The 19248-nt window shown below is 70.6% G+C and carries 16 protein-coding genes; 11 read left to right on the top strand and 5 right to left on the bottom strand.

Annotated elements, in window-relative coordinates; all coding sequences use genetic code 11:
* Positions 1 to 41 precede the first annotated feature (41 nt).
* The 4 genes from ACFWYW_RS36525 (at position 42) to ACFWYW_RS36540 (ending at position 3161) form a co-directional block, all read left to right on the top strand.
* On the top strand, positions 42 to 374 hold the full coding sequence (locus ACFWYW_RS36525) for a DUF4244 domain-containing protein (protein ID WP_379611332.1): 333 nt from the start codon (positions 42 to 44) through the stop codon (positions 372 to 374).
* A complete protein-coding gene (locus ACFWYW_RS36530) occupies positions 371 to 760 on the top strand; it encodes a TadE family type IV pilus minor pilin (RefSeq protein ID WP_379611333.1) in 390 nt (129 codons plus the stop codon). Before ACFWYW_RS36525 ends, ACFWYW_RS36530 begins: the two co-directional genes overlap by 4 nt.
* Positions 757 to 1173 carry an Rv3654c family TadE-like protein gene (locus tag ACFWYW_RS36535; RefSeq protein WP_379611334.1) on the top strand — a complete coding sequence of 139 codons (417 nt, stop codon included), beginning with the start codon at positions 757 to 759 and terminating at the stop codon, positions 1171 to 1173. The genes ACFWYW_RS36530 and ACFWYW_RS36535 overlap by 4 nt, the downstream gene beginning before the upstream one ends.
* Before the next feature lie 488 nt (positions 1174 to 1661).
* Positions 1662 to 3161: a hypothetical protein gene (locus ACFWYW_RS36540; protein ID WP_379611335.1), complete on the top strand. Its 1500-nt coding sequence runs from the start codon at positions 1662 to 1664 to the stop codon at positions 3159 to 3161.
* 764 nt (positions 3162 to 3925) lie between these two features.
* Here the strand turns inward: ACFWYW_RS36540 and ACFWYW_RS36545 are convergent.
* Positions 3926 to 6238, bottom strand: coding sequence for a DEAD/DEAH box helicase (locus ACFWYW_RS36545; RefSeq protein ID WP_379611336.1), 2313 nt, complete (start codon positions 6236 to 6238; stop codon positions 3926 to 3928).
* A gap of 410 nt (positions 6239 to 6648) precedes the next feature.
* Here ACFWYW_RS36545 and ACFWYW_RS36550 point away from each other — a divergent pair, with 410 nt between their 5' ends.
* From ACFWYW_RS36550 to ACFWYW_RS36570, 5 genes are all read left to right on the top strand, one after another.
* Positions 6649 to 6999, top strand: a complete 351-nt coding sequence (locus ACFWYW_RS36550) for an STAS domain-containing protein (protein WP_020542579.1) — start codon at positions 6649 to 6651, stop codon at positions 6997 to 6999.
* 2 nt (positions 7000 to 7001) lie between these two features.
* Complete coding sequence (locus ACFWYW_RS36555) at positions 7002 to 7430, top strand: ATP-binding protein (RefSeq protein ID WP_379611337.1); 429 nt, start codon at positions 7002 to 7004, stop codon at positions 7428 to 7430.
* A gap of 881 nt (positions 7431 to 8311) precedes the next feature.
* Entirely contained in the window at positions 8312 to 10594 is a 2283-nt protein-coding gene (locus tag ACFWYW_RS36560; protein WP_379611338.1) for a sodium-translocating pyrophosphatase, read from the top strand.
* Positions 10595 to 11014: 420 nt separating this feature from the next.
* Positions 11015 to 11482, top strand: coding sequence for a SixA phosphatase family protein (locus ACFWYW_RS36565; protein WP_379611339.1), 468 nt, complete (start codon positions 11015 to 11017; stop codon positions 11480 to 11482).
* 22 nt (positions 11483 to 11504) lie between these two features.
* Positions 11505 to 13535, top strand: a complete 2031-nt coding sequence (locus ACFWYW_RS36570; RefSeq protein ID WP_379611340.1) for an FUSC family protein — start codon at positions 11505 to 11507, stop codon at positions 13533 to 13535.
* Between the two features lie 10 nt (positions 13536 to 13545).
* Here the strand turns inward: ACFWYW_RS36570 and serB are convergent, their stop codons facing one another.
* The 4 genes from serB to ACFWYW_RS36590 form a co-directional block, all read right to left on the bottom strand.
* Positions 13546 to 14766, bottom strand: coding sequence for a phosphoserine phosphatase SerB (serB, locus tag ACFWYW_RS36575; RefSeq protein ID WP_379611342.1), 1221 nt, complete (start codon positions 14764 to 14766; stop codon positions 13546 to 13548).
* A gap of 260 nt (positions 14767 to 15026) precedes the next feature.
* Positions 15027 to 15590: a hypothetical protein gene (locus ACFWYW_RS36580; RefSeq protein WP_379611343.1), complete on the bottom strand. Its 564-nt coding sequence runs from the start codon at positions 15588 to 15590 to the stop codon at positions 15027 to 15029.
* Positions 15591 to 15679: 89 nt separating this feature from the next.
* Complete coding sequence (locus ACFWYW_RS36585) at positions 15680 to 16705, bottom strand: S-adenosylmethionine:tRNA ribosyltransferase-isomerase (protein ID WP_379611344.1); 1026 nt, start codon at positions 16703 to 16705, stop codon at positions 15680 to 15682.
* The gene (locus ACFWYW_RS36590) at positions 16702 to 17358 is read right to left on the bottom strand and encodes an SDR family NAD(P)-dependent oxidoreductase (protein ID WP_379611345.1); all 657 of its coding nucleotides are present in this window, start codon (positions 17356 to 17358) and stop codon (positions 16702 to 16704) included. Before ACFWYW_RS36590 ends, ACFWYW_RS36585 begins: the two co-directional genes overlap by 4 nt.
* A gap of 92 nt (positions 17359 to 17450) precedes the next feature.
* Between ACFWYW_RS36590 and ACFWYW_RS36595 the strand changes: the two genes are divergently transcribed.
* Both ACFWYW_RS36595 and ACFWYW_RS36600 read left to right on the top strand, forming a co-directional pair.
* Positions 17451 to 18566: a GAF domain-containing protein gene (locus tag ACFWYW_RS36595; protein WP_379611346.1), complete on the top strand. Its 1116-nt coding sequence runs from the start codon at positions 17451 to 17453 to the stop codon at positions 18564 to 18566.
* Positions 18563 to 19192, top strand: coding sequence for a response regulator (locus ACFWYW_RS36600; RefSeq protein WP_379611347.1), 630 nt, complete (start codon positions 18563 to 18565; stop codon positions 19190 to 19192). Before ACFWYW_RS36595 ends, ACFWYW_RS36600 begins: the two co-directional genes overlap by 4 nt.
* The last annotated feature ends 56 nt before the right edge of the window (positions 19193 to 19248 follow it).

Here is a 19248-nt window from a genome sequence, read left to right on the forward strand (position 1 = left end):
CGCGCCGGTCAAGCCCCCGGCGCCCAACACCAGGAGGCCCGATGAGCACCACGACCATCCAGCGAGACATCGCAGCCAAGCCCCCCGCCCCACCCCACCCCGAACCTCCAGATCCAGATCACAGCGCCCCCGACACCCCGGAACCCGACGCCGACGCCGCCACCCGGGCGATCCCCGAGCAGGCACCTCCGGCAGACCTCAAGTCCCGTTACGCGGCCACCAGGTCCGACGCCGGTATGTCCACCGCCGAGTACGCGGTGGGCACTCTCGCCGCCGTGGCCTTCGCGCTTCTGCTCATCAAGGTCATCAACAGCCCCGAGATCCTGGACGCCCTCACCGCCCTGGTCGATCGAGCACTCAACTCGGCCGGATGACGATGCGTACCTGGTGGCGTCCAACGCAAGCGCGGGCCGCCACCCCCTCCGCGTCGAGAGGCTCGGTAACCGCCGAGACCGCCGCCATGCTCCCCGCCCTGATCGTGGTCCTGGCGGCAGCCCTGTGGGCCATCCAGGCGGTGGGCGCCCAGCTCGAATGCGTGGACGCCGCCAGGGCCGCGGGCCGAGCAGCGGCCCGGGGAGAACCCCTGGACAAGGTCCAAGAAGCCGCCCGATCAGCCACCCGCCCCGGGGCTCAGGTCCGCGTCACCCGCTCCCGGCAACTGACGAAGGTCGAGATCACCATGGACGTACGCCCCAGCTGGGCCACCCGCCTGCCCGCCGTCACGGTGACGGCCTCCGCGACAGCGGGCACCGAACAATGACCGGCGACCCCGGCGCCACCTATCCGGCAACCAGGAGCAGCCGGCCCCGTGACCAAGGCTCGGCCACGATCTGGGGCGTTGCCCTCATGGCGTTGCTCATGTCGGCGGCCCTGACTCTGGCCGCGGTCGGCTCCATCCGCGTCGCCAGGCACCGGGTGTACGCGGCGGCTGACCTGAGCGCCCTGGAGGCGGCCCGTCTCGCTCTGGCCGCCCCGGATCAGGCCTGCGCCCGGGCCGAGAAGGTGGCCGCGGCCAATGCCGTACGCCTGACCCGCTGCACCATCACCGAAGAGACCGCCGACGTGTGGACATCTCTGGAAATCACCCTCCCAGGCGTGGGCAAACGCATCGTCACCGGCCGGGCTCGCGCGGGCCCTTCCTGGATCACCTCAGAAGGCACAACCGACCCTTGACGCCCACCCCGCCCGGCCCCGTCACCTTCCTGCTCATGCCGGGCGGTGGGGTGGTTGTGGGTGGGGTTGTGGGGGTTGGTGGGAGGTAGGTCGCAATCGAATCACGACTTCTTGGACGCAGTGTCCAAGAGTGAGATATCTGGCGTAAGGTCGCGCTTACCCTCGGTTCATGCCTTCTGGGATTAGGCCTGGGAACGGCGGATCTCAGTCGCTATGGTCGCCGGGGAACTGGCACTTCCGGCCGCCCTGACAGGCGGCACGAGGCTCTCCTGAAGGGATGCGTCGTGACGGTGGTTGGCAGACTGATGACCGCCACGCTGGTCGTGGCCGGGTCCATCGCGCTTGGCGGCGGTACGGCGTCGGCCCAGGGGCAGACGTTCGTACAGGGTCAAGGGTTTGCCCAGAGGCAAGGGATGCTCGGTGCCGTGCGTGGGCAGGACGGGCAGATCACGTCGCCTTCCGATGGCCAGGTCGTCAGTGGTGGGTCGGTGCCGATTTCCGCGCGTACCCGGCTGGCGCAGTTGAGCATGGCGCTCTACGTCGAAGGGCCGTCCACGCCTCGGCAGAAAGTGGCCAGTGGGGGTGCGAACCAGACGTTGTCGGGGACGTTCGACGCCGGGGACGTGCCCAACGGGACCTTCACCGTGACGCTCCGGGGCGAGATCAGCGGCAGCACCTATGAGACGAGCACGTTCAAGCTCCGGCGGGCGGCGGCGGCGCCCAGCGGGGTGGATGCCACGTTGCGGGGGGCGGACAAGGTCGTCGTGACCTGGAACAAGGGCGGGGAGCCCGATCTCCAGTCGTACGAGGTGGCCACCACCCAGTCCGGGATCGTCGGGCGGATGTCGGCCGACGAGGCGTGCGGCGGGGGCACCTGCAAGGCGACGCTGTCCGTGCCGCCCAAGGCCGCTGGGCAGCGGGTGGGGTTCACGGTGAAGGCGTACCGGGGCGACGGTGACGGCGGCTCGATCGGATCGGGCAACTCGGGCGCGGCGTATGTGAACGTGCCCGCGCCGCCCGCCGCCAAGCCGACCACGAAGAAGGCGACCACCGCCCCCACCACCAAGCCGCAGACCAACAAGAACGGCGTCGACGAACTCCCCACGATCCCGAACAACAAGAAGAAGACCGAGCCCAAGACCACCAGTAGGGTCACCACACCCAAGAACGACACCAAGCTCCCGGCGATGCCGGAGACCGACAAGAACGGCAACCTGCCGCTGCCCACCGCCGACGAACAGGCCAAGGACGACGGGCTCGCCCCGGCCGCCGAAGAGAGCCAGGCGCCTGCCGACAGCAAGGTGACGGCGCAGTCGTCGGAGTCGCCGCTGGGCAGCGTGGGGCAGTACGGGCTCTATGTCGCCGGTGGCCTCGTTCTGCTGCTGGTCGCCGTTCACTTCGGCGCTTGGGCGCGGCGGCGGTCGCTGGCGAACGCGGGCGGTCCGAGTGGTGGGCCCGGCGTGGCGGTCGGTGGGGGCGGGTACGACGGGCCGCCGCCGCCCGGCGACAGCGTTCCGTCCGCCACGGCCGCGCCCCGCCGTCCGGCTGTGGTTCTGGCGGTGGCCAAGACCCGTCCGAAGCGTGATCAGCCGGACGTTCCCCCGCCTGGGAGCGCCCCATCGCGGGTGTCGCCGAAGGTCTCCGGCCAGACAAGGACGTCCGGCGCGACGTCGGACCCGGCCCCGGCGCCCGGTCCGGCGGGCGGGGCGGAGCCGCCCGCTGCCTTACCGCTGTACCTGAGCGCCGATGACATTCGCACCGCACAGAACCAGGCCGACGCCGCCCGGCACGAGCCGGTCCGTATCGCCCTGCCCAGTTCGGCGGTGACCGTGATGCCGGAGTCGTCGGTGCCCGCGCCTGCCGTACGGCTGGAGGATCGTTGGGATGACTACCTCCCGCCGACTCCCCGGGCGATGGAGGACAGCGGGTTCTGGGAGCGCCCCCAGCCGGGCGACTTCTGGACCCCCGACGAGCGCGTGGAAAGCTGACCACCGTCTCGTTGCTCCGCCGCTCTTGTTGCCGCTGCTCTTTAAGGCCTCTTTCTCTTACGGCCGGCCAACTTGCCCCACCCACCGCACGGGGCTGGTGACGTTCCAGGGAGACGGTCGTCGGCCGCGCCCGGCCAGCCGCCGCAACGACCGCACCGCAGGCCAGCCACCGTGGCCCCGAATACCCAGCTTGCCCTGCCTTTGATCGCCAACTGGTCCGTACCAGAGCACCCTCTGGGCCGACTCCCGAATGCACCCCGACTCGCCCAGCAACTCTCGACCCGGCTCACCTGAGCAGCCGCCAAGCCGCCAAGCCGGCAAGCCGCCAAGCCGCCAAGCCGCCGGACCGCCAAGCCGGCCGGACCGCCAAGCCGCCGGACCTAAAGCGTCAGGCCGTCAGGCCGCCAAGCCCGCTGGGCGGCCAAGCCGCTGGGTTGTCAGGCCGCTGGGTCGTCAGGCCGCTAACCCGCCGAGTTGCCAAGCCGCAGAGTCGCCGGGCGCTAAAACCGCCGGACCGGCCTGGCAGCCGGGTCGCCAGTGCCAGACCGTCGGGCCGCTGGGGTGCCAAGGTCCCTGATAGTTGGGCTCGGAGCGGTTGGTCGCTCGTGTCTCGGCGCGACTCTGACGGCTGGGCTTGGACCACCTGGGCAGGCTGGCTACCCGGTCAGGCGGTTGTCCTAGGTGGGCCGTCGTTGCGGGTGTCTGGGGTGGCCAGGTGTTGGGTGGGTTGTTGGCTTGCCGTACTGGATGTGGAGGTTTGTGGGTTAGGGGTCTAGGAGGGTGTCCAGGAGGCGGAGGGCGCCGGGTTTGCTTAGGGGTTCGTTGCCGTTTCCGCATTTGGGGGACTGGATGCAGGATGGGCAGCCGCGTTCGCACTCGCAGGAGCGGATGGCTTCTCTTGTGGCGGTTAGCCAGTCTGTCGCTCGGGAGTAGCCGCGTTCGGCGAAGCCGGCGCCGCCCTCGTGGCCGTCGTAGACGAAGACGGTCAGGAGGCCGGTGTCGAAGTGGAGTTCGGTGGATACGCCGCCGATGTCCCAGCGGTCGCAGGTGGCGAACAGCGGGAGTAGGCCGATTGAGGCGTGTTCGGCGGCGTGGGCGGCGCCGGCCAGGTCGAAGCCTTCCTCTGAGAGGGTGGCGATCGTGTCCGCCGGGAGGGTCCACCAGACGGCGCGGGTGCGGAGGGTGCGCGGGGGGAGTTCCAGGGGCTCGTCGCCCAGCAGCTCGCCGGAATGGAGGCGGCGCTTCAGGTAGGAGACGACCTGCCGGGTGACCTCTACCTCGCCGAACGTCAGGGTGCCCGGGCCGATGGGGGTGGTGCGGAGGGATTTGAGTACGCGGATCTCGGTGATGTCGCGGGCGAACGTCGAGTAGTCGGGCTCGGCGGCGCCCACCAGGGCTACTCCGGCTTCCAGGTCCAGTTCTTCTACCAGGAAGGTTTCGCCCTGGTGGAGGTAGACGGCGCCGGTGTGGACGGTGGTGTGGGCCGAGGGCTCGTCCACCGTGCCCAGCAAGCGGCCGGTTGTGGACTCCACGACCTGGACGGGGGCTCCGCCGGCGCCTCTGATGTCGGCCAGGTCGGTGGCGCGTTCGCGTCTGGTCCAGAACCAGCCGGCGGACCTTCTGCGGAGCAGGCCCTGCTCTACGAGGTCGTCCAGGACCGTCGCGGTGGTGTCGCCGAATGTCGCCAAATCCTCCTCCGCCAGCGGGATCTCGGCGGCGGCGGCGCAGAGGTGGGGGCCGAGGACGTACGGGTTGTCCGGGTCCAGGACTATGGCCTCCACCGGGCGGCCGAACAGGGCTTCCGGGTGGTGGACCAGGTAGGTGTCCAGGGGGTCGTCGCGGGCGATCAGTACGGCCAGCGCGTCCTGACCGTCACGGCCCGCCCGGCCTGCCTGCTGCCACAGGGACGCGCGGGTGCCCGGCCAACCGGCGATCAGCACGGCGTCCAGGCCGGAGACGTCCACGCCGAGTTCGAGGGCGTTGGTGGTGGCCAGGCCGATCAGGGTGCCGGCGCGCAGGGCCTTCTCCAGGAGGCGGCGATCCTCCGAGAGGTAACCGGCGCGGTAGGCGGCCACCTTGTCGGGCAGCCCGGCCAGATCTGCCCACACGTCGGCGTGGACGGCATGGGCTGAGGCTTGGGCGTCTTCGGCCGGGAGGCTGCGGGGGGAGCGGTCTGCGTGGGCCTCGGCGTGGGCGGGGTGGCGGGGGGACACGTGGAGCGGGTTGGCGCTCGCGGTGGTCTGCGGAGCAGAGTCGGCTGGGGGTGAGGGGAGGGGGATGTCGTGGAGGTTGGGGAGAGGGGTGCCGGGGAGGGGGCCCAGGTGGGCGCCGTGGGGGAGGGTGGCGGCTACGTCGGCCAGCTTTGCGCGGGCCGACAGGGCGACCGTTTCCGCTCCTCGGCGGCTGCGGACGAAGGCGAGGGTTCGGATGTCGGCCAGAACCAGGTCGGCGAGCAGGTCGGCGGTCTCCGCTGTGGCGGTGCGGCGGACGGGGGCGCCGCCCTCGCCTCGTAGATCCGTCAGAGGCGGTTCCCACAGCGCGAACGTGGTTGACCCCTTGGGCGAGGCGTCCAAGGTCACCTCGTCCATCTCAAGCCCCGTCAGCCGCCTCCCGAACACCGCCGGCTCGCTCGCCGTCGCGGAGGCGAGCATGAAGACGGGGGCGGAGCCGTAGCGGCCGCACACGCGGCGCAGCCGCCGCAGGATCTGGGCCACGTGGGAGCCGAAGACGCCGCGGTAGCCGTGGCACTCGTCGACGACGATCATGCGCAGGCGGCGGAAGAAGGCGGACCACTGGGCGTGGCGGGGCAGGATGCCGCGGTGGAGCATGTCGGGGTTTGTCAGTACGTAGTTGGCGTGCTGGCGGACCCACGTACGTTCCTCGAAAGGGGTGTCGCCGTCGAAGGTGGCCGGCCGTACCGCGGAGATGCGTAGTTCGCGCACCGAGCGGAGCTGGTCGGCGGCGAGCGCCTTCGTGGGCGTGAGGTAGAGGACGGTGCCGCCGCCGAGGCAGGCGGCGAGCGCGGGCGTGAGGTACGCGAGCGACTTCCCGGACGCCGTTCCTGTGGAAATGATCACGTTTCGGCCACGGTGCGCCAGGTCAGCCGCCTCGTACTGGTGAGGCCACAACCCCGTTACGCCCTGGTTCGCCAAGCGCGTAACCAGGAGTTCCGGTGCCCATTTGGGCCATCCCACTTGACCCGCCTGACGTGCTGGAACATGCTCCACATGGGTGACGCGCTCATGACGTGCGGGAACGCCGAGCAGGTGCTGGAGGAGTGGACCTGGCCGGTGTGGGGAGGAAGCGGAGGAAGTCACTGTTTCCAGTCTGGCATCCGTGGGCAAAGTCGCCGGGAATCGTGATTTCGTATAGACACAAGGCAGACGCGTGGTTGAATGCCGCGCGTCAGGGTCCGACAGTCGGGAGCCCCGCTCCAGACTGCCATGGCCCGCAAGGGTACTTTCGCAGGCGAGGCGCTGGAGGATCTGTGGATCTGAAGCTGGATCACCACAACGAGGACCGACTCACCATCGTGGAGGTCGAGGGTGAGATCGATGTCTACACCGCGCCCAGATTGCGTGAGCTTCTGATCGACCTGGTCAACAAGGGCAACTTCCACCTTCTCGTGAACATGGAGAAGGTCGACTTCCTGGACTCGACCGGCCTTGGCGTCCTGGTCGGCGGGCTCAAGCGAGTTCGCGCGCACGATGGCTCTCTGGAGCTGGTCTGCACGCAGGAGCGCATCCTGAAGATCTTCCGGATCACCGGTCTGACGAAGGTCTTCGGGATCTACGCTTCGGTCGACGAGGCCAAGGAAGCTCACGGCAAAGACAAGTAGCCATGGCTACCGTCGAGCTGACGTTCAGCGCCCTCCCCGCCCACGTGCGGACCGCCAGGCTGGTCGCCACGGCCATCGCCCGGCGTACCGGCGTGGAGGAGTCGCTGCTTGACGAGGTCAGGCTGGCCGTCGGTGAGGCTTGTTCCCGGGCGGTGGAGGCGCACCGCGCCCACTGCCCGGGTGAGCCGATCCGCATCGAGCTTCGCGATGATTCCGGCCGCTTCGAGGTCACGGTCAGCGACCAGGCCCCGAGCGACGAGATCCAGCAGGAGCAGCCGGTCGATCTGGGCATGCTCTCCGATTCGTTCATGTCGGGTTTCGGCATCGCGGTGATCGCGGGGCTGGCCGACGATGTCGAGGTGTTCCCCAGCCCCAAGGGGATGCGCATCAGGATGAGCTGGCCGGCCTCTCTCAACGGCCGAGCCTCCTGACTTCGGCGCTGCCCTCGAAAGGGGCAGGCCTGCGGAAGCGGCTGCCTGTCCGAAAAGGACACGCCTGTGACAGGGGATGCGCGCCCGCGCCTGTGGTCGCGCGTCCCTGGGGCACATCACCGCCATAGCGGGCATACGTCTTACAACGCGCCCTGTGGTGCCCGGGACGCGTGTCTTGAGCGTGCGGTGGCACCTCCGAGGGGACGGGAGCCGTCCGTGGCGGGGTCCTGAGGGGAACCGTGCGGGTTTCAAGCAACCCGCCCATGGACAGAGCCACGCAACGTGCCTCGGAGCACGCAAGCATGCCTCGGCGAGGCGAGGCGAGGCGAGGCGAGGCGAGGCGAGGGCGAGGGCGGAGCGGGGCAACCGCGAAGGTGCGAGCGGGCGCTGCAGGGGGCGGAGCGGGCGGGACTGCCGCGGAAAGTGTGACGGGGCACGCCGTAGAAAGGCCTCTTGCGGCATTACGGCGAAGCCGACCACCCGCCACCCGCCGACCATGGCGGGCGGCCTCCAGGGGGACGCTTCTGAACCCGCACGTGCCCGGCCGCCGCAACGGCGCCCGGTAGCCCGCCCACGCCTACCCCAATTCCGGACAACACTTTTCAAGAAGTTGTCATGACCGTAAACCCGTGGACATAACCCGAGCCAGTTCCCAAATCGGGTCCCAGTCTGGGGCTTACTGGACGTGGGCATAATTGCCCGCCTCAAGAGCCTTCATATCCGCGGAACCCCTGCGTAGACTCCCCCGCACCGGCCAAGGTGATCCGGCGACACTGCGGACTCAACCGGAAGCGGCACCCATTACCCGGATGGTGCCGCACCAACCGAGAACCTTGCAGCACCGCCCGGGCAGGACGTACCGGTCTTGCCGAGGAGAACGGATGTTTAGGCACTACCTGGCTGCCGAGCCAGCGTCGAATCTGACCCTGAGCGGAAGCAATCTGACCATCGTGGTCGTGGTGGCCGCCGTGGCACTCATCGCATTGGCCGTCGCCGGCGGCCTCGTACGCGAGGTGCTGGCGGCCGACCAAGGCACAGAGCGCATGCAGAACATCGCGCGTGCCGTACAGGAAGGAGCGGCCGCCTATCTGAAGCGGCAGTTCAAGACTCTCGCCATTTTCGTCGTCATCATCCCCATCGTGCTGTGGTTCCTGCCCGGCGCCACGGATGTGAAGATCGGCCGCTCGATCTTCTTCATCGTCGGTGCGGGCTTTTCCGCATTGACGGGATTCATGGGCATGTGGCTGGCCGTACGCGGAAATGTCCGTGTGGCGGCCGCGGCCCGAGCGAGCGGCGAGAAGCGCGCCATGCGCATCGCCTTCAGGACCGGCGGCGTGGCCGGCATGTTCACGGTGGGCCTGGGCCTGCTGGGCGCCGCCGTCGTCGTGTTCCTCTACCAGGGTGACGCGCCCGGAGTGCTCGAAGGCTTCGGCTTCGGCGCGGCGCTGCTGGCCATGTTCATGCGTGTCGGCGGCGGCATCTTCACCAAGGCCGCGGACGTCGGCGCCGACCTGGTCGGCAAGGTCGAACAGGGCATCCCGGAGGACGACCCGCGCAACCCCGCCACCATCGCCGACAACGTCGGTGACAACGTGGGCGACTGCGCGGGCATGGCGGCCGACCTGTTCGAGTCGTACGCGGTCATGCTGGTCGCCAGCCTGATCCTGGGCAAGGTGGCCTTCGGTGAGCAGGGACTGATCTTCCCGCTCATCGTGCCGATGATCGGTGTCGTCACCGCCATCATCGGCATCTTCGTCACCGGCCTGCGCGACAAGGACCGCAACGGCATGGCGGCCATCAACCGCAGCTTCTTCATCTCCGCCGCGATCTCCGCGGTGCTCGTGGCCGCGGCCGCCTTCTGGTACCTGCCGAGCAGCTTCAGCGGCCTGGCCGGTTCCTCGGTCCAGTCCGACGCCGACCCGCGGATCATCGCGATCGGCGCCGTGCTCGTCGGCCTCGTGCTGGCCAGCGCGATCCAGCTGCTCACCGGCTACTTCACCGAGACCAACCGGCGCCCCGTCCAGGAGATCGCCGAGAGCTCCCGGACCGGCGCGGCGACCGTCATCCTGTCCGGCATCAGCGTCGGCCTGGAGTCCGCGGTCTACTCCGCGCTGATCATCGGTGGTGCCGTCTACGGCGCGTTCCTGCTGGGCTTCGGCAACGTGACCGTGGCGCTGTTCGCGGTCGCGCTGGCCGGAACCGGTCTGCTGACCACCGTGGGCGTCATCGTCTCGATGGACACCTTCGGCCCGGTCTCCGACAACGCGCAGGGCATCGCCGAGATGTCGGGCGACGTCGAGGGTGAGGGCGCCCGCGTCCTGACCAGCCTCGACGCGGTCGGCAACACCACCAAGGCGATCACCAAGGGCATCGCGATCGCCACGGCGGTGCTCGCGGCGACCGCCCTGTTCGGCGCCTTCAAGACCGCCGTCCAGGGCGAACTACCGAACCCGGCCACCTTCGGCCTCGACATCGACCAGCCGAACGTGCTCGTCGGCCTGATCATCGGCGCCGCGGTCGTCTTCCTGTTCTCCGGCCTGGCCATCATGGCCGTCGGACGGGCGGCGATGCGGGTGGTCTACGAGGTCCGCGACCAGTTCCGCAACAACCCCGGCATCATGGACGGCACGGTGAAGCCGGAGTACGGCCGCGTCGTCGACATCTGCACCCGCGACTCGCTGCGCGAGCTGGCCACGCCAGGTCTGCTCGCCGTCATGACCCCGATCGCGGTCGGCTTCGCACTGGGCTACGCGCCGCTGGGCGCGTTCCTGGCCGGTGCGATCGCCTGCGGCACGCTGATGGCGGTCTTCCTGGCCAACTCGGGCGGCGCCTGGGACAACGCCAAGAAGCTCGTCGAGGACGGCCACCACGGCGGCAAGGGTTCCGAGGCGCACGAGGCGACGATCATCGGCGACACGGTCGGCGACCCGTTCAAGGACACCGCGGGCCCGGCCATCAACCCGCTCATCAAGGTCATGAACCTGGTGGCGCTGCTGGTGGCCCCCGCCGTCGTCCTCTACGCGGACAACCCGGCGGTGCGTATCGGCGTGACGACGTTCGCGGTCGTGGTGGTCATCGTGGCCATCGTGATCAGCAAGCGCCGCTCGGTGCCGATCGACTCCACCTCCGACAACGACCGCGACCCGGCGCCCGTGGCGTCGTAGCGGTTTCGTAAGAGGTACTACTCAGAAAGGCGCCCGCCGCTCTCGGCGGGCGCCTTTTCACGTCCCGCCCAAACCCCGCCTTTCCCTTACGGCAAGCCCCCGCCCCCACCTCCCGCCGCAGCGGGCGCGCGCCGATCGTCGGGCGCCGCGCACGTCGCACGTGGTCCCCGCCGCCACGACGCCCCGCTGACCAGCCACCGCGGCAAGCAACAACACGAGGCAACGGCATGACGGGAAACCCAGGACAGGCGGATGCCGGGGCGGGGTGGTTGGGTGGGAAACTGGGCGGGTGGAAGAGAAGCGGCCCAACGGTGGCAGGACGCTGGTCCTTATTCTGCTGGCCATGGTGGTGATCCTGGGCGTTCTCGTCGGGCTCGCCGTCTGGGCGTCGAGAGGGTGAGCGGCGAGAGGGTGAGCGGCGTGCGTACGCTCATCGTGCTGAGGCATGCCAAGGCCGCCCAGGTCCCGGGGCTGGCGGATCGGGATCGGCCGCTCACCGAGCGGGGCGAGCGGGACGCCGGGCGCGCCGGTGACGAGATCCGGGCTCTGGGGTACGAGCCTGACCTGGTGCTCTGTTCGCCGTCCCTGCGCACGCGGCGTACCGCGGAGCTGGCTTTTCCCGAGCAGAGCGTCAGCTTCGAGCGGGACATCTACGAGGCCTACGCCGACGAGCTGCTGGCGCTGATCCGGCTGCAGGATCCGGAGGCGGAGACGCTGGTGCTGTGCGGGCACAATCCGGGGGTTCACGAGCTGGCGCTCGGGCTCGCGGGCGGGGATTACGGGTTCCGGCCCGGGTCGTTCGCGGTGATCCAGACGGCTTCGGCCTGGGTAGATCTCTGGCCAGGGGAGGGACGCCTGGTCACGCGCTGGGATCCCAAGCAGGCCTAGGAGCTACACCGGGGGCGGATCCATGCGGGGGGCCGTTCGTTCGCTGAGACGTGGCTTCGAGCTGCCCGCCCGTCCGCCCTGGGGCTACGGGCTGCTGTGCGGGGTGGCGATCGCGCTGCCGCTGGTGATCGGGTCCGTGGCCGGGACGCCGCACGCGGGTGGGCTGGCGGCTCTGGGGGCCTATTTCACGGCTTTCGGGGATTCCTACGGGAAGCCGTATGGGCAGCGGGCCCGGACTCTCGCCATCAAGGTGGGGCTGATCGCGGCGGGGTTCTGGCTCGGGACGTTGATCGCGCCGCACCCGTGGTGGGCGGTCGGGGTGATCGGGCTGGTGGCGGCGGCCGGCGGGCAGTGGCGGACCGTCGGGATGCCGCCGGTGCTGGCCGTGGTCACGGGGTTCTACCTGATCCCCCGGGCGGGGTTCGACGGGGCCTTGATGGTCGGGCTCGGCGGGATCGAGTTCTGCGTACTCGCGCTGGCGCTGTGGCCCGTGCGGCGGCTCGATCCGCTGAAGGACGCCTTCGACGAGGCGGTCGAGGCGCTGGCGGGCATGCTGGACGGGCTCGGGCGCTCCGAGGAGGACTGGGCCGAGCTGCGGGAGCGCGGGTCCCAGGCGCTGGATGACGCCGCCACCTCCTCCGCCGCGTATCGCGGTGGGGAGGATCTCGATCGCTCGCCGGACGCCTACGTGCAGACGCTGGTGCGGATCTTTCACGAGACGGTGGCGCTGCGGGCGTTCCGGGCGGAGGCGGGTGCGGAACGGCAGGAGATCGACAAGGTCGTCGCGGCGCTGACGGCCGCGTTGCGGCAGGTGGCCGCGGGCAGCGTCGCGGGCGTGCCGGTCGCGATGGCGGCCACGGCCGACTTCGCCGAGCACATCTCGCGGCTGCGGGCGCGGCGGCTGTCCGACCCGGAGTCGCTGCGGACCGTCGCGCTCCTCGGTCAGGTACGGCGCTGCCTCGACCGGATCGCCGTGGCGGTGCGGACGATCGGGGTGTTCACCAGCGAGGGCATCCAGGCTCCCGCACGGTTGCCGCGGTTCACCTGGCAGCTCAAGTTCGGTGACGAACCCGAGCACGCCGGGCGGCTCGGCATCGCGGTGGCCGCGTCGATGGCGCTGATGGTGGGCATGCACGAGCACTACGGCAAGTGGTTCGTGTTCACGGTGATGATGGGCCTGCGGTCCACCTATGGCGACACCGTGGACCGGGTGGTGCTCCGGGTCGCCGGGACCGTGGTCGGCGCCGGTGCGGCGGCGCTGGTGCTGGCGGCGGTGCCGAGCGCGTACACGATCGTGGCGACGGTGCTGGTGTTCGGGACGCTCGGGTTCGCGCTGCGTGAGGTCAGCTACGGGTACTGGACGGTGTTCGCGACGCCGCTGGCGCTGCTGCTGACGGACTTCTCGACCCGCCTGGACTGGGAGGCCGCCGGGACCCGTCTCGTGCTGACCGCGGGCGGCGGCGTGCTCGCGCTGGTCGCCGCCCGGCTGCTGTGGCCGCGCGGCGAGGCGAGCGGGATCAAGGACCTGACCGTGGACCTCCTGACCGAGCACGCCGCGGTCATCCGCGCCCTGGCCGAGCGCGACCTCGACGCCATGCCCGAGCGCACCGAGGCCGCCGGTCAGGCCGCCGACCGGCTCGGCGCGTCGCTGGACCGGCTGGAGAAGGAACCCGGCGGCGAGGCGCCCGAGGAACTACGCGGCGCCATCACCCTGTCCAGGAAGCTGCGCGACGACGCGTTGCTGCTGGCCGCGGTGCTGCGGGGTTCGGAGGTGGGCTCGGACGCCACCACCGCCGTGCTCGACGCGGTGGCCGACCGGCTGGTGGCGGGCGCGCGGGCCGTACGGGACAACACGCGGCCTCCGGAGGAGGACGCCTACGGCGACGGGCTGGACGAGGTGGCCAGCCATGTCGACGAGCTGCTGGAGGAGGCCGCCGAGGGCGAGCCTTCCTCGGTACGGCGGGCGTTGCGCCACGCCGTCACCGCCCATCCGGCGCTGCGCACCCTGAACACCGACGCCCTCGACCTCGCCCGATCGGTCACCCGGCGCTGAGTCGCCGCGGTCAGTTCGGCGCCAGGACGTCGTCCTCGGCGTCGGCGGCCTCGACCTCGTCGCGGGAGATGCCGAGGAGGTAGAGGATCACGTCCAGGTATGGGGAGTTGACCGCGGTGTCGGCGGCCTGGCGGACGACGGGCTTGGCGTTGAAGGCGATGCCCAGCCCGGCGGTGGCGATCATGTCGAGGTCGTTGGCGCCGTCGCCGATCGCGACCGTCTGGCTGATCGCGATGCCGGCCTCGCGGGCGAAGCGCTCCAGCGCGCGCGCCTTGCCGGGACGGTCGACGATCTCGCCGACGACCCGGCCGGTGAGGTGGCCGTCGACGACTTCGAGGACGTTGGCCGCTGAGTAGTCGATGCCGAGGTCCGACACCAGCGAGTCGGTGATCTGGGTGAAGCCGCCGCTGACGATGGCGAAGCGGTAGTCGAGGCGCTTGAGCGTGCGCACCAGCGTCCGGGCGCCCGCGGTGAGGACGACCTCCTTGCGCACCTGCTCGAACACCGACGCCGGCAGCCCCTCCAGCAACGCCACCCGGCGGCGCAGCGACTCGGCGAAGTCCAGCTCCCCGCGCATCGCCTCTTCGGTGACCCGCGCCACCTCGTCCAGGCAGCCCGCGTGGGCGGCCAGCAGCTCGATGACCTCGCCCTGGATGAGCGTCGAGTCGACGTCCATGACGATGAGCCGCTTGGCCCGCCGGGACAGGCCCGTGCGCTGGACGGCCACGTCCACCTGCTGGGCGGCGGCCTCGGCGGCCAGCTCGACGCGCAGCGCGTCGGGGTCGGCGCCGGACACGGACAGTTCGATACAGGTGACCGGCCACTGGGCCAGGCGTTCGATGCGGTCGATGTTGGCGCCTGCGGCGGCGATCCTGCCGGCGATGCCGGCGATGGCGGCCGGGGGGAGCGAGGGGCCGAGCACGCTGACCGACAGGCGGCCGCGGCGGCGCTGCTCCTTGGTGAGGGAGCCGGTGGAGAGCTCGACCTCCAGACCGAGGTCCTCCGCGGTGCGCTCGACGGCGGTCCACATGGCGCCGAGCGTGCTGCCGGTGCCGGTGGAGGGGCCGCCGACGTAGGCGACGAGCACGCCGAGGGTGAGCCGGCCGCGGATGACGACCTGTTCGATGTCGGAGACGGTGACCGGGAAGCCGGCCAGGACGGAGAACAGGCGGCTGGTGACACCGGGCCGGTCGGGGCCGGTGAGCGTGATCAGGAGGGTGCGCTGGTCCACTTGAGCCACGGTACTGCGCGCCATCCGCTGCTCGCTCACCGGCCCGACATTCGGACGCCGCCCGGTTTTGGCGCGCGTCCTTCAACCCCGCCTTTCCGTTACGGCAAGCCCCCGCCCCCGCCTCCCGCCGCAGTGGGCGCGCGCCGATCGTCGGGCGCCGCGCACGTCGCACGTGGTCCCCGCCGCCACAACGCCCTGTTGACCAGCCGCCGCGGCCCAAGGGCGAACCCCGGTGGATCCCGGGGTTCGCGTGGGGCGACCTAGCGGACGATCTTGGTCTTGACCTTCTTGCCGTAGAACCAGGACTTGAAGCCGCCGATCCGGTCCATCTCCTCCTTGTCCATGTTCTCCATGCCGATCGGGATGTCGTACACCAGCGCCCCGAGCTGGGCGGTGGCCGTGCCGCGGGTGCCCTTCTTCAGGGTGACCTGGATGTCGAGCCAGTCCCGGTCGCCCTTCTCCAGCTCCCAGGGGCCCCAGCACCAGAACCCGGTCGGGTCCCACTCGCACTGGGTGCCCTTGGGGCCGTTGTAGCGCAGGCCGTTGACGATGCCCTTGGGCAGCTTGCCGCCGACCCAGTAGTAGTCGGCCTGGTGGGGGCCGGTGTTCAGCACGTCGATCCGGTACCGGATCTTGCCGCCGCGCTTCACCGTCTTGGGCGCCTTGACGCCCACTTTCATGATCGAGTAGGGCTGGTCAGCGGCCTTGGTGGCGACGGTGGTGGTGGCCGTGGCGGCGGTGCCGGCGACCGCCGGGACGGCCGGAAGGAGCATGGCCCCCGCGACGAGCGTGAAGGTGGCTACCTTCGTGATGGAGTTGCGCATGCAGCTGTCTCCGTGAGGAAAGTGGGACGAGGAAACCCCCCGTGAACGTCGGCTTTTCCTATCACGCAGGCAAAATCCATGTAAAGCAATTACTTCTGAATCAAGTGCACATCACCAAACTCATGCCACAAATACCCCTCTCGAAGCGCCTCCGCGTACGCCTCCGCCAGCGTCTCCCGGCCCGCGAACGCCGTCAGCATCAGCAGGTGGCTCGACCTCGGCTCGTGCAGCCCGGTGATCAGCCCGGTGACCGCACGGGGCGGCGTATCGGGCGTGACCAGGTGGCTGGTCCATCCGTTCGACGCCCTGACCAGCCCGTCGGCGCCGGTCGCCGTCTCCAGCGCCCGTACGACGGTCGTGCCGACGGCGACCACGCGCCCGCCGTCGCGCCGCGTGAGGTTGACCAGGCGAGCCGTGTGCTCGGGCACGTCGTAGCGCTCGGCGTAGGGCGGCTCGTCCTTCTCCGGTGAGGCGACGCCGGTGTGCAACGTGATCGGCGTGACCCCCACGCCCCGTGACACGAGCGCCGTCACCAGCTCCGCCGTGAACGGCCGTCCCGCGCTCGGCATCTCCGCGCTGCCCGGCACGGTGCCGAACACGGTCTGGTAGGCGGCCAGCGGCCAGTCCCGGTCCACGTAGGAGTAGCGGATCGGCACGCCCTTCCTGGCCAGGTACTTCTCCACGTCCTGGTCGAGCCGCGCCCGCCACAGCCGCGGGGTCTCGCGTTCGATCAGCCTGAGCGTCGCGTTGCCGGGCAGCGGCAGCCATTCGCCCGGCTCGCCGCCGCCGTAGGGCTCGGACGCCTTCGCGGTACGGCGCCGCAGTTCCACCAGCCACGTCCCGTCCTCGCGGGCGGTGGAGAAGTGCACCGAGAGCCGGTCGAGCCGCACCGCCGCCGGAAGCGTGGCCGAGTTGTTGACCACCACGAGGTCGCCGGGATCCAGTTGCGCGGGCAGGTCGCCGAACGGGTGATGGGTGTGCGCGCCGCCCCGGCTCACCAGCAGGCGTACCCCGTCGCGGGACAGGCCGCGGGCCTCGGGCGGCGCGTGGGCCTCCAGCGCGGCGGGAAGCCGGAAGTCGAGACCCGACGGCCCGCCGTCCAGGGTGGCGGTCATTGCAGGTTCACCCGCCCGCTGGCCGGGCGGCGCTTGATGAGGTCGTGCAGGGCGATCGCGACCCGCGCCGGGTCGGCGGCGCCCGCGGCCTCGTCGGCTCCCACGGCGTCGGCCAGCATCCGGGTGTTCATCTCGCCCGGGTCGGCCCACCAGACGGCGACGTCGGGCTCTTCGGCGGCCAGGACGTTCGAGAGCTGCTCCAGGGCCGCCTTGGTGGCTCCGTAGCCGCCCCAGCCCTCGTAGGCGCCGGTGGCGGCGTCGGAGGTGATGTTCACGATCGCGCCCCGGGCGGCCCTGATCGCTGGGATGGTCGCCTGGATGAGGGAGAGCGGGGCGATCACGTTGGTCTCCAGCAGGACGCGGAACGCCTCCAGCGGATAGCCCGCGATCTTCGGCAGCGGGGTGGCGCCGAGTCCGCTGGCGTTGTTGACCAGCAGGTCCAGCGAGGGGACCGCCTTGGCCAGCCGTTCGCGGTGCTCGGCTTCCGCCACGTCGCCGGGGATCGCGGTGGCGCCGATCTCGGCGGCGACCTTCTCCAGGTCGTCGGCGCCGCGCGCGGTGAGGACGAGGTTCCATCCCGCACCTGCCAGGGACCTCGCGAGGGCGAGGCCGAGACCGCGGGAAGCGCCGGTGATGAGTGCGGTGTTCGTCATGGTTAGACGCTAGAAAGGAGCGGCCCGCCGTACATCGGGCTGAAGTCCCGCCCGGGACTGGGCACATCGACCTAGGACCATAGAGTGGTCGGGTGACCCCCGATCGCGACGAGATACTGCAGGCCGTGAGTTCGGCCGTGCTGGCGGTCACCCGTCACCTGTCGGTGCGCGAGGTGCTGCAGGTCATCGTGCGCTCGGCGCAACGCCTGCTCGACGCCCGCTACGCCGCGCTCGGCGTGCCCGACGAGGACGGCTCGTTCGCCGAGTTCGTCGCCGAGGGACTGACCGACAAGCAGTGGGACGCGATCGGCCCGCTGCCCCGCCAGCATGGCATGCTCGGCGCGATGCTCCAGGAGGGCACCCCCGCTCGGCTGCCCGACCTGCGCGAGGACCCCAGGTTCGAGTACTGGCCGAAGGCGCACCCGGTCATGAAGGACTTCCTCGGCGTCCCGATCCGCGACGGCGACGAGGTGCTCGGCATCATCTTTCTCGCCAACAAGCGCACACCCGGCGGTTTCACCCAGGACGACCAGGACCTGCTCACGCTGTTCGCCGCGCACGCCGCGATCGCCCTCACCAACGCCAGGCTGTACGAGCAGGGCCGCGAGCTGGCCCTCGTCGAAGAACGCAACCGCATGGCCCGCGAACTCCACGACGCGGTCACCCAGAAGTTGTTCTCGCTGCGGCTGACCGCCCAGGCCGCGGCCACGATCCTGCGCACCGACCCCGACCGGGCCGCCGCCGAGCTCGACCGCGTCCAGAAGCTGGCCGGTGAGGCCATGGCCGAGCTCCGGGCGGTCATCGTGGAGATGCGCCCGGCCGAGCTCGACCGCCACGGCCTGAGCGAGACGTTGCGCAAGCACGTACGCATGCTCGACCGGCTGCAGTCCGCCGCCATCACCTTCGACAGCGACGAACTCCCGCCGCTTGACCCGGCGGTCGAGGTGGTGGTGCTGCGCGTGGCCCAGGAGTCGCTGCACAACGCGCTGCGCCACTCGGGCGCCACCCAGGTGTGGGTGCGGCTGGCGTACGAGGGTGGCAAGCTGGCCCTCTCGGTGGCCGACAACGGCACCGGCTTCGACCAGGCCGACTCCAGAGGGCTCGGGCTGGCATCCATGAAGGACCGGGCGGAGTCGGTCGGCGGCACGCTGACCGTCGGCTCGTCCCGGGACGAGGGGACCACGGTCCTGGTGGAGGTGGGGATTTGATCAAGGTGCTGATCGCCGACGACCATCCGGTGGTACGGCAGGGCCTGCGCACCTTCCTCGACCTCCAGGATGACATCACGGTCGTGGGCGAGGCCGGAGACGGGCAGGAGGCGGTCGAACTGGTCGGCGAGCTCAAGCCGGACGTGCTGCTGCTCGACCTCAAGATGCCGGTGCTCGGCGGGCTCGGCGCGCTGGAACGCCTGACCGGTTCCGCGACGCGGATCGTGGTGCTCACCTCGGTCAGCGACCGCTCCGACGTCGGCCCGGCGATGCGGGCGGGGGCGGCGGGCTTCCTGTACAAGGACGTGGACCCGTCGGCGCTGGTGCAGGCGGTCCGGGCAGTGCACGGCGGTCAGGTTTTGCTGGCCCCCGAGGCGGCCGAGGCCATGCTCGGCGCGGGCCCGGCCGCTCCCGAGGTGCACGTCCCGGGTCCGGTCCAGCTGACCGAACGCGAACGCGAGGTCCTCACGCTGATCGCCGCCGGACGTTCCAACCGGGAGATCGCGCGGGCGCTGACGGTGGCGGAGAAGACGGTCAAGACACACGTGTCGAACGTGCTCATGAAACTCGGCGTCCAGGACCGCACCCAGGCCGCCCTCTACGCCGTCCGCCACGGCCTAGCCTGATCCCAGCCCCAACCACCCGATCGCCCGTCGCGCCGGACCCGCGCCGACTTCCTCGT

The organism is Nonomuraea sp. NPDC059023 (assembly GCF_042740095.1).
Classification (GTDB): domain Bacteria; phylum Actinomycetota; class Actinomycetes; order Streptosporangiales; family Streptosporangiaceae; genus Nonomuraea.

Coding starts and splice junctions, on each gene's coding strand:
- ACFWYW_RS36570 (WP_379611340.1), top strand. CDS start 11,505: ATGCGGGGGGCCGTTCGTTCGCTGAGACGTGGCTTCGAGCTGCCCGCC.
- ACFWYW_RS36560 (WP_379611338.1), top strand. CDS start 8,312: ATGTTTAGGCACTACCTGGCTGCCGAGCCAGCGTCGAATCTGACCCTG.
- ACFWYW_RS36535 (WP_379611334.1), top strand. CDS start 757: ATGACCGGCGACCCCGGCGCCACCTATCCGGCAACCAGGAGCAGCCGG.
- ACFWYW_RS36530 (WP_379611333.1), top strand. CDS start 371: ATGACGATGCGTACCTGGTGGCGTCCAACGCAAGCGCGGGCCGCCACC.
- ACFWYW_RS36590 (WP_379611345.1), bottom strand. CDS start 17,358: ATGACGAACACCGCACTCATCACCGGCGCTTCCCGCGGTCTCGGCCTC.
- ACFWYW_RS36555 (WP_379611337.1), top strand. CDS start 7,002: ATGGCTACCGTCGAGCTGACGTTCAGCGCCCTCCCCGCCCACGTGCGG.
- ACFWYW_RS36525 (WP_379611332.1), top strand. CDS start 42: ATGAGCACCACGACCATCCAGCGAGACATCGCAGCCAAGCCCCCCGCC.
- ACFWYW_RS36585 (WP_379611344.1), bottom strand. CDS start 16,705: ATGACCGCCACCCTGGACGGCGGGCCGTCGGGTCTCGACTTCCGGCTT.
- ACFWYW_RS36580 (WP_379611343.1), bottom strand. CDS start 15,590: ATGCGCAACTCCATCACGAAGGTAGCCACCTTCACGCTCGTCGCGGGG.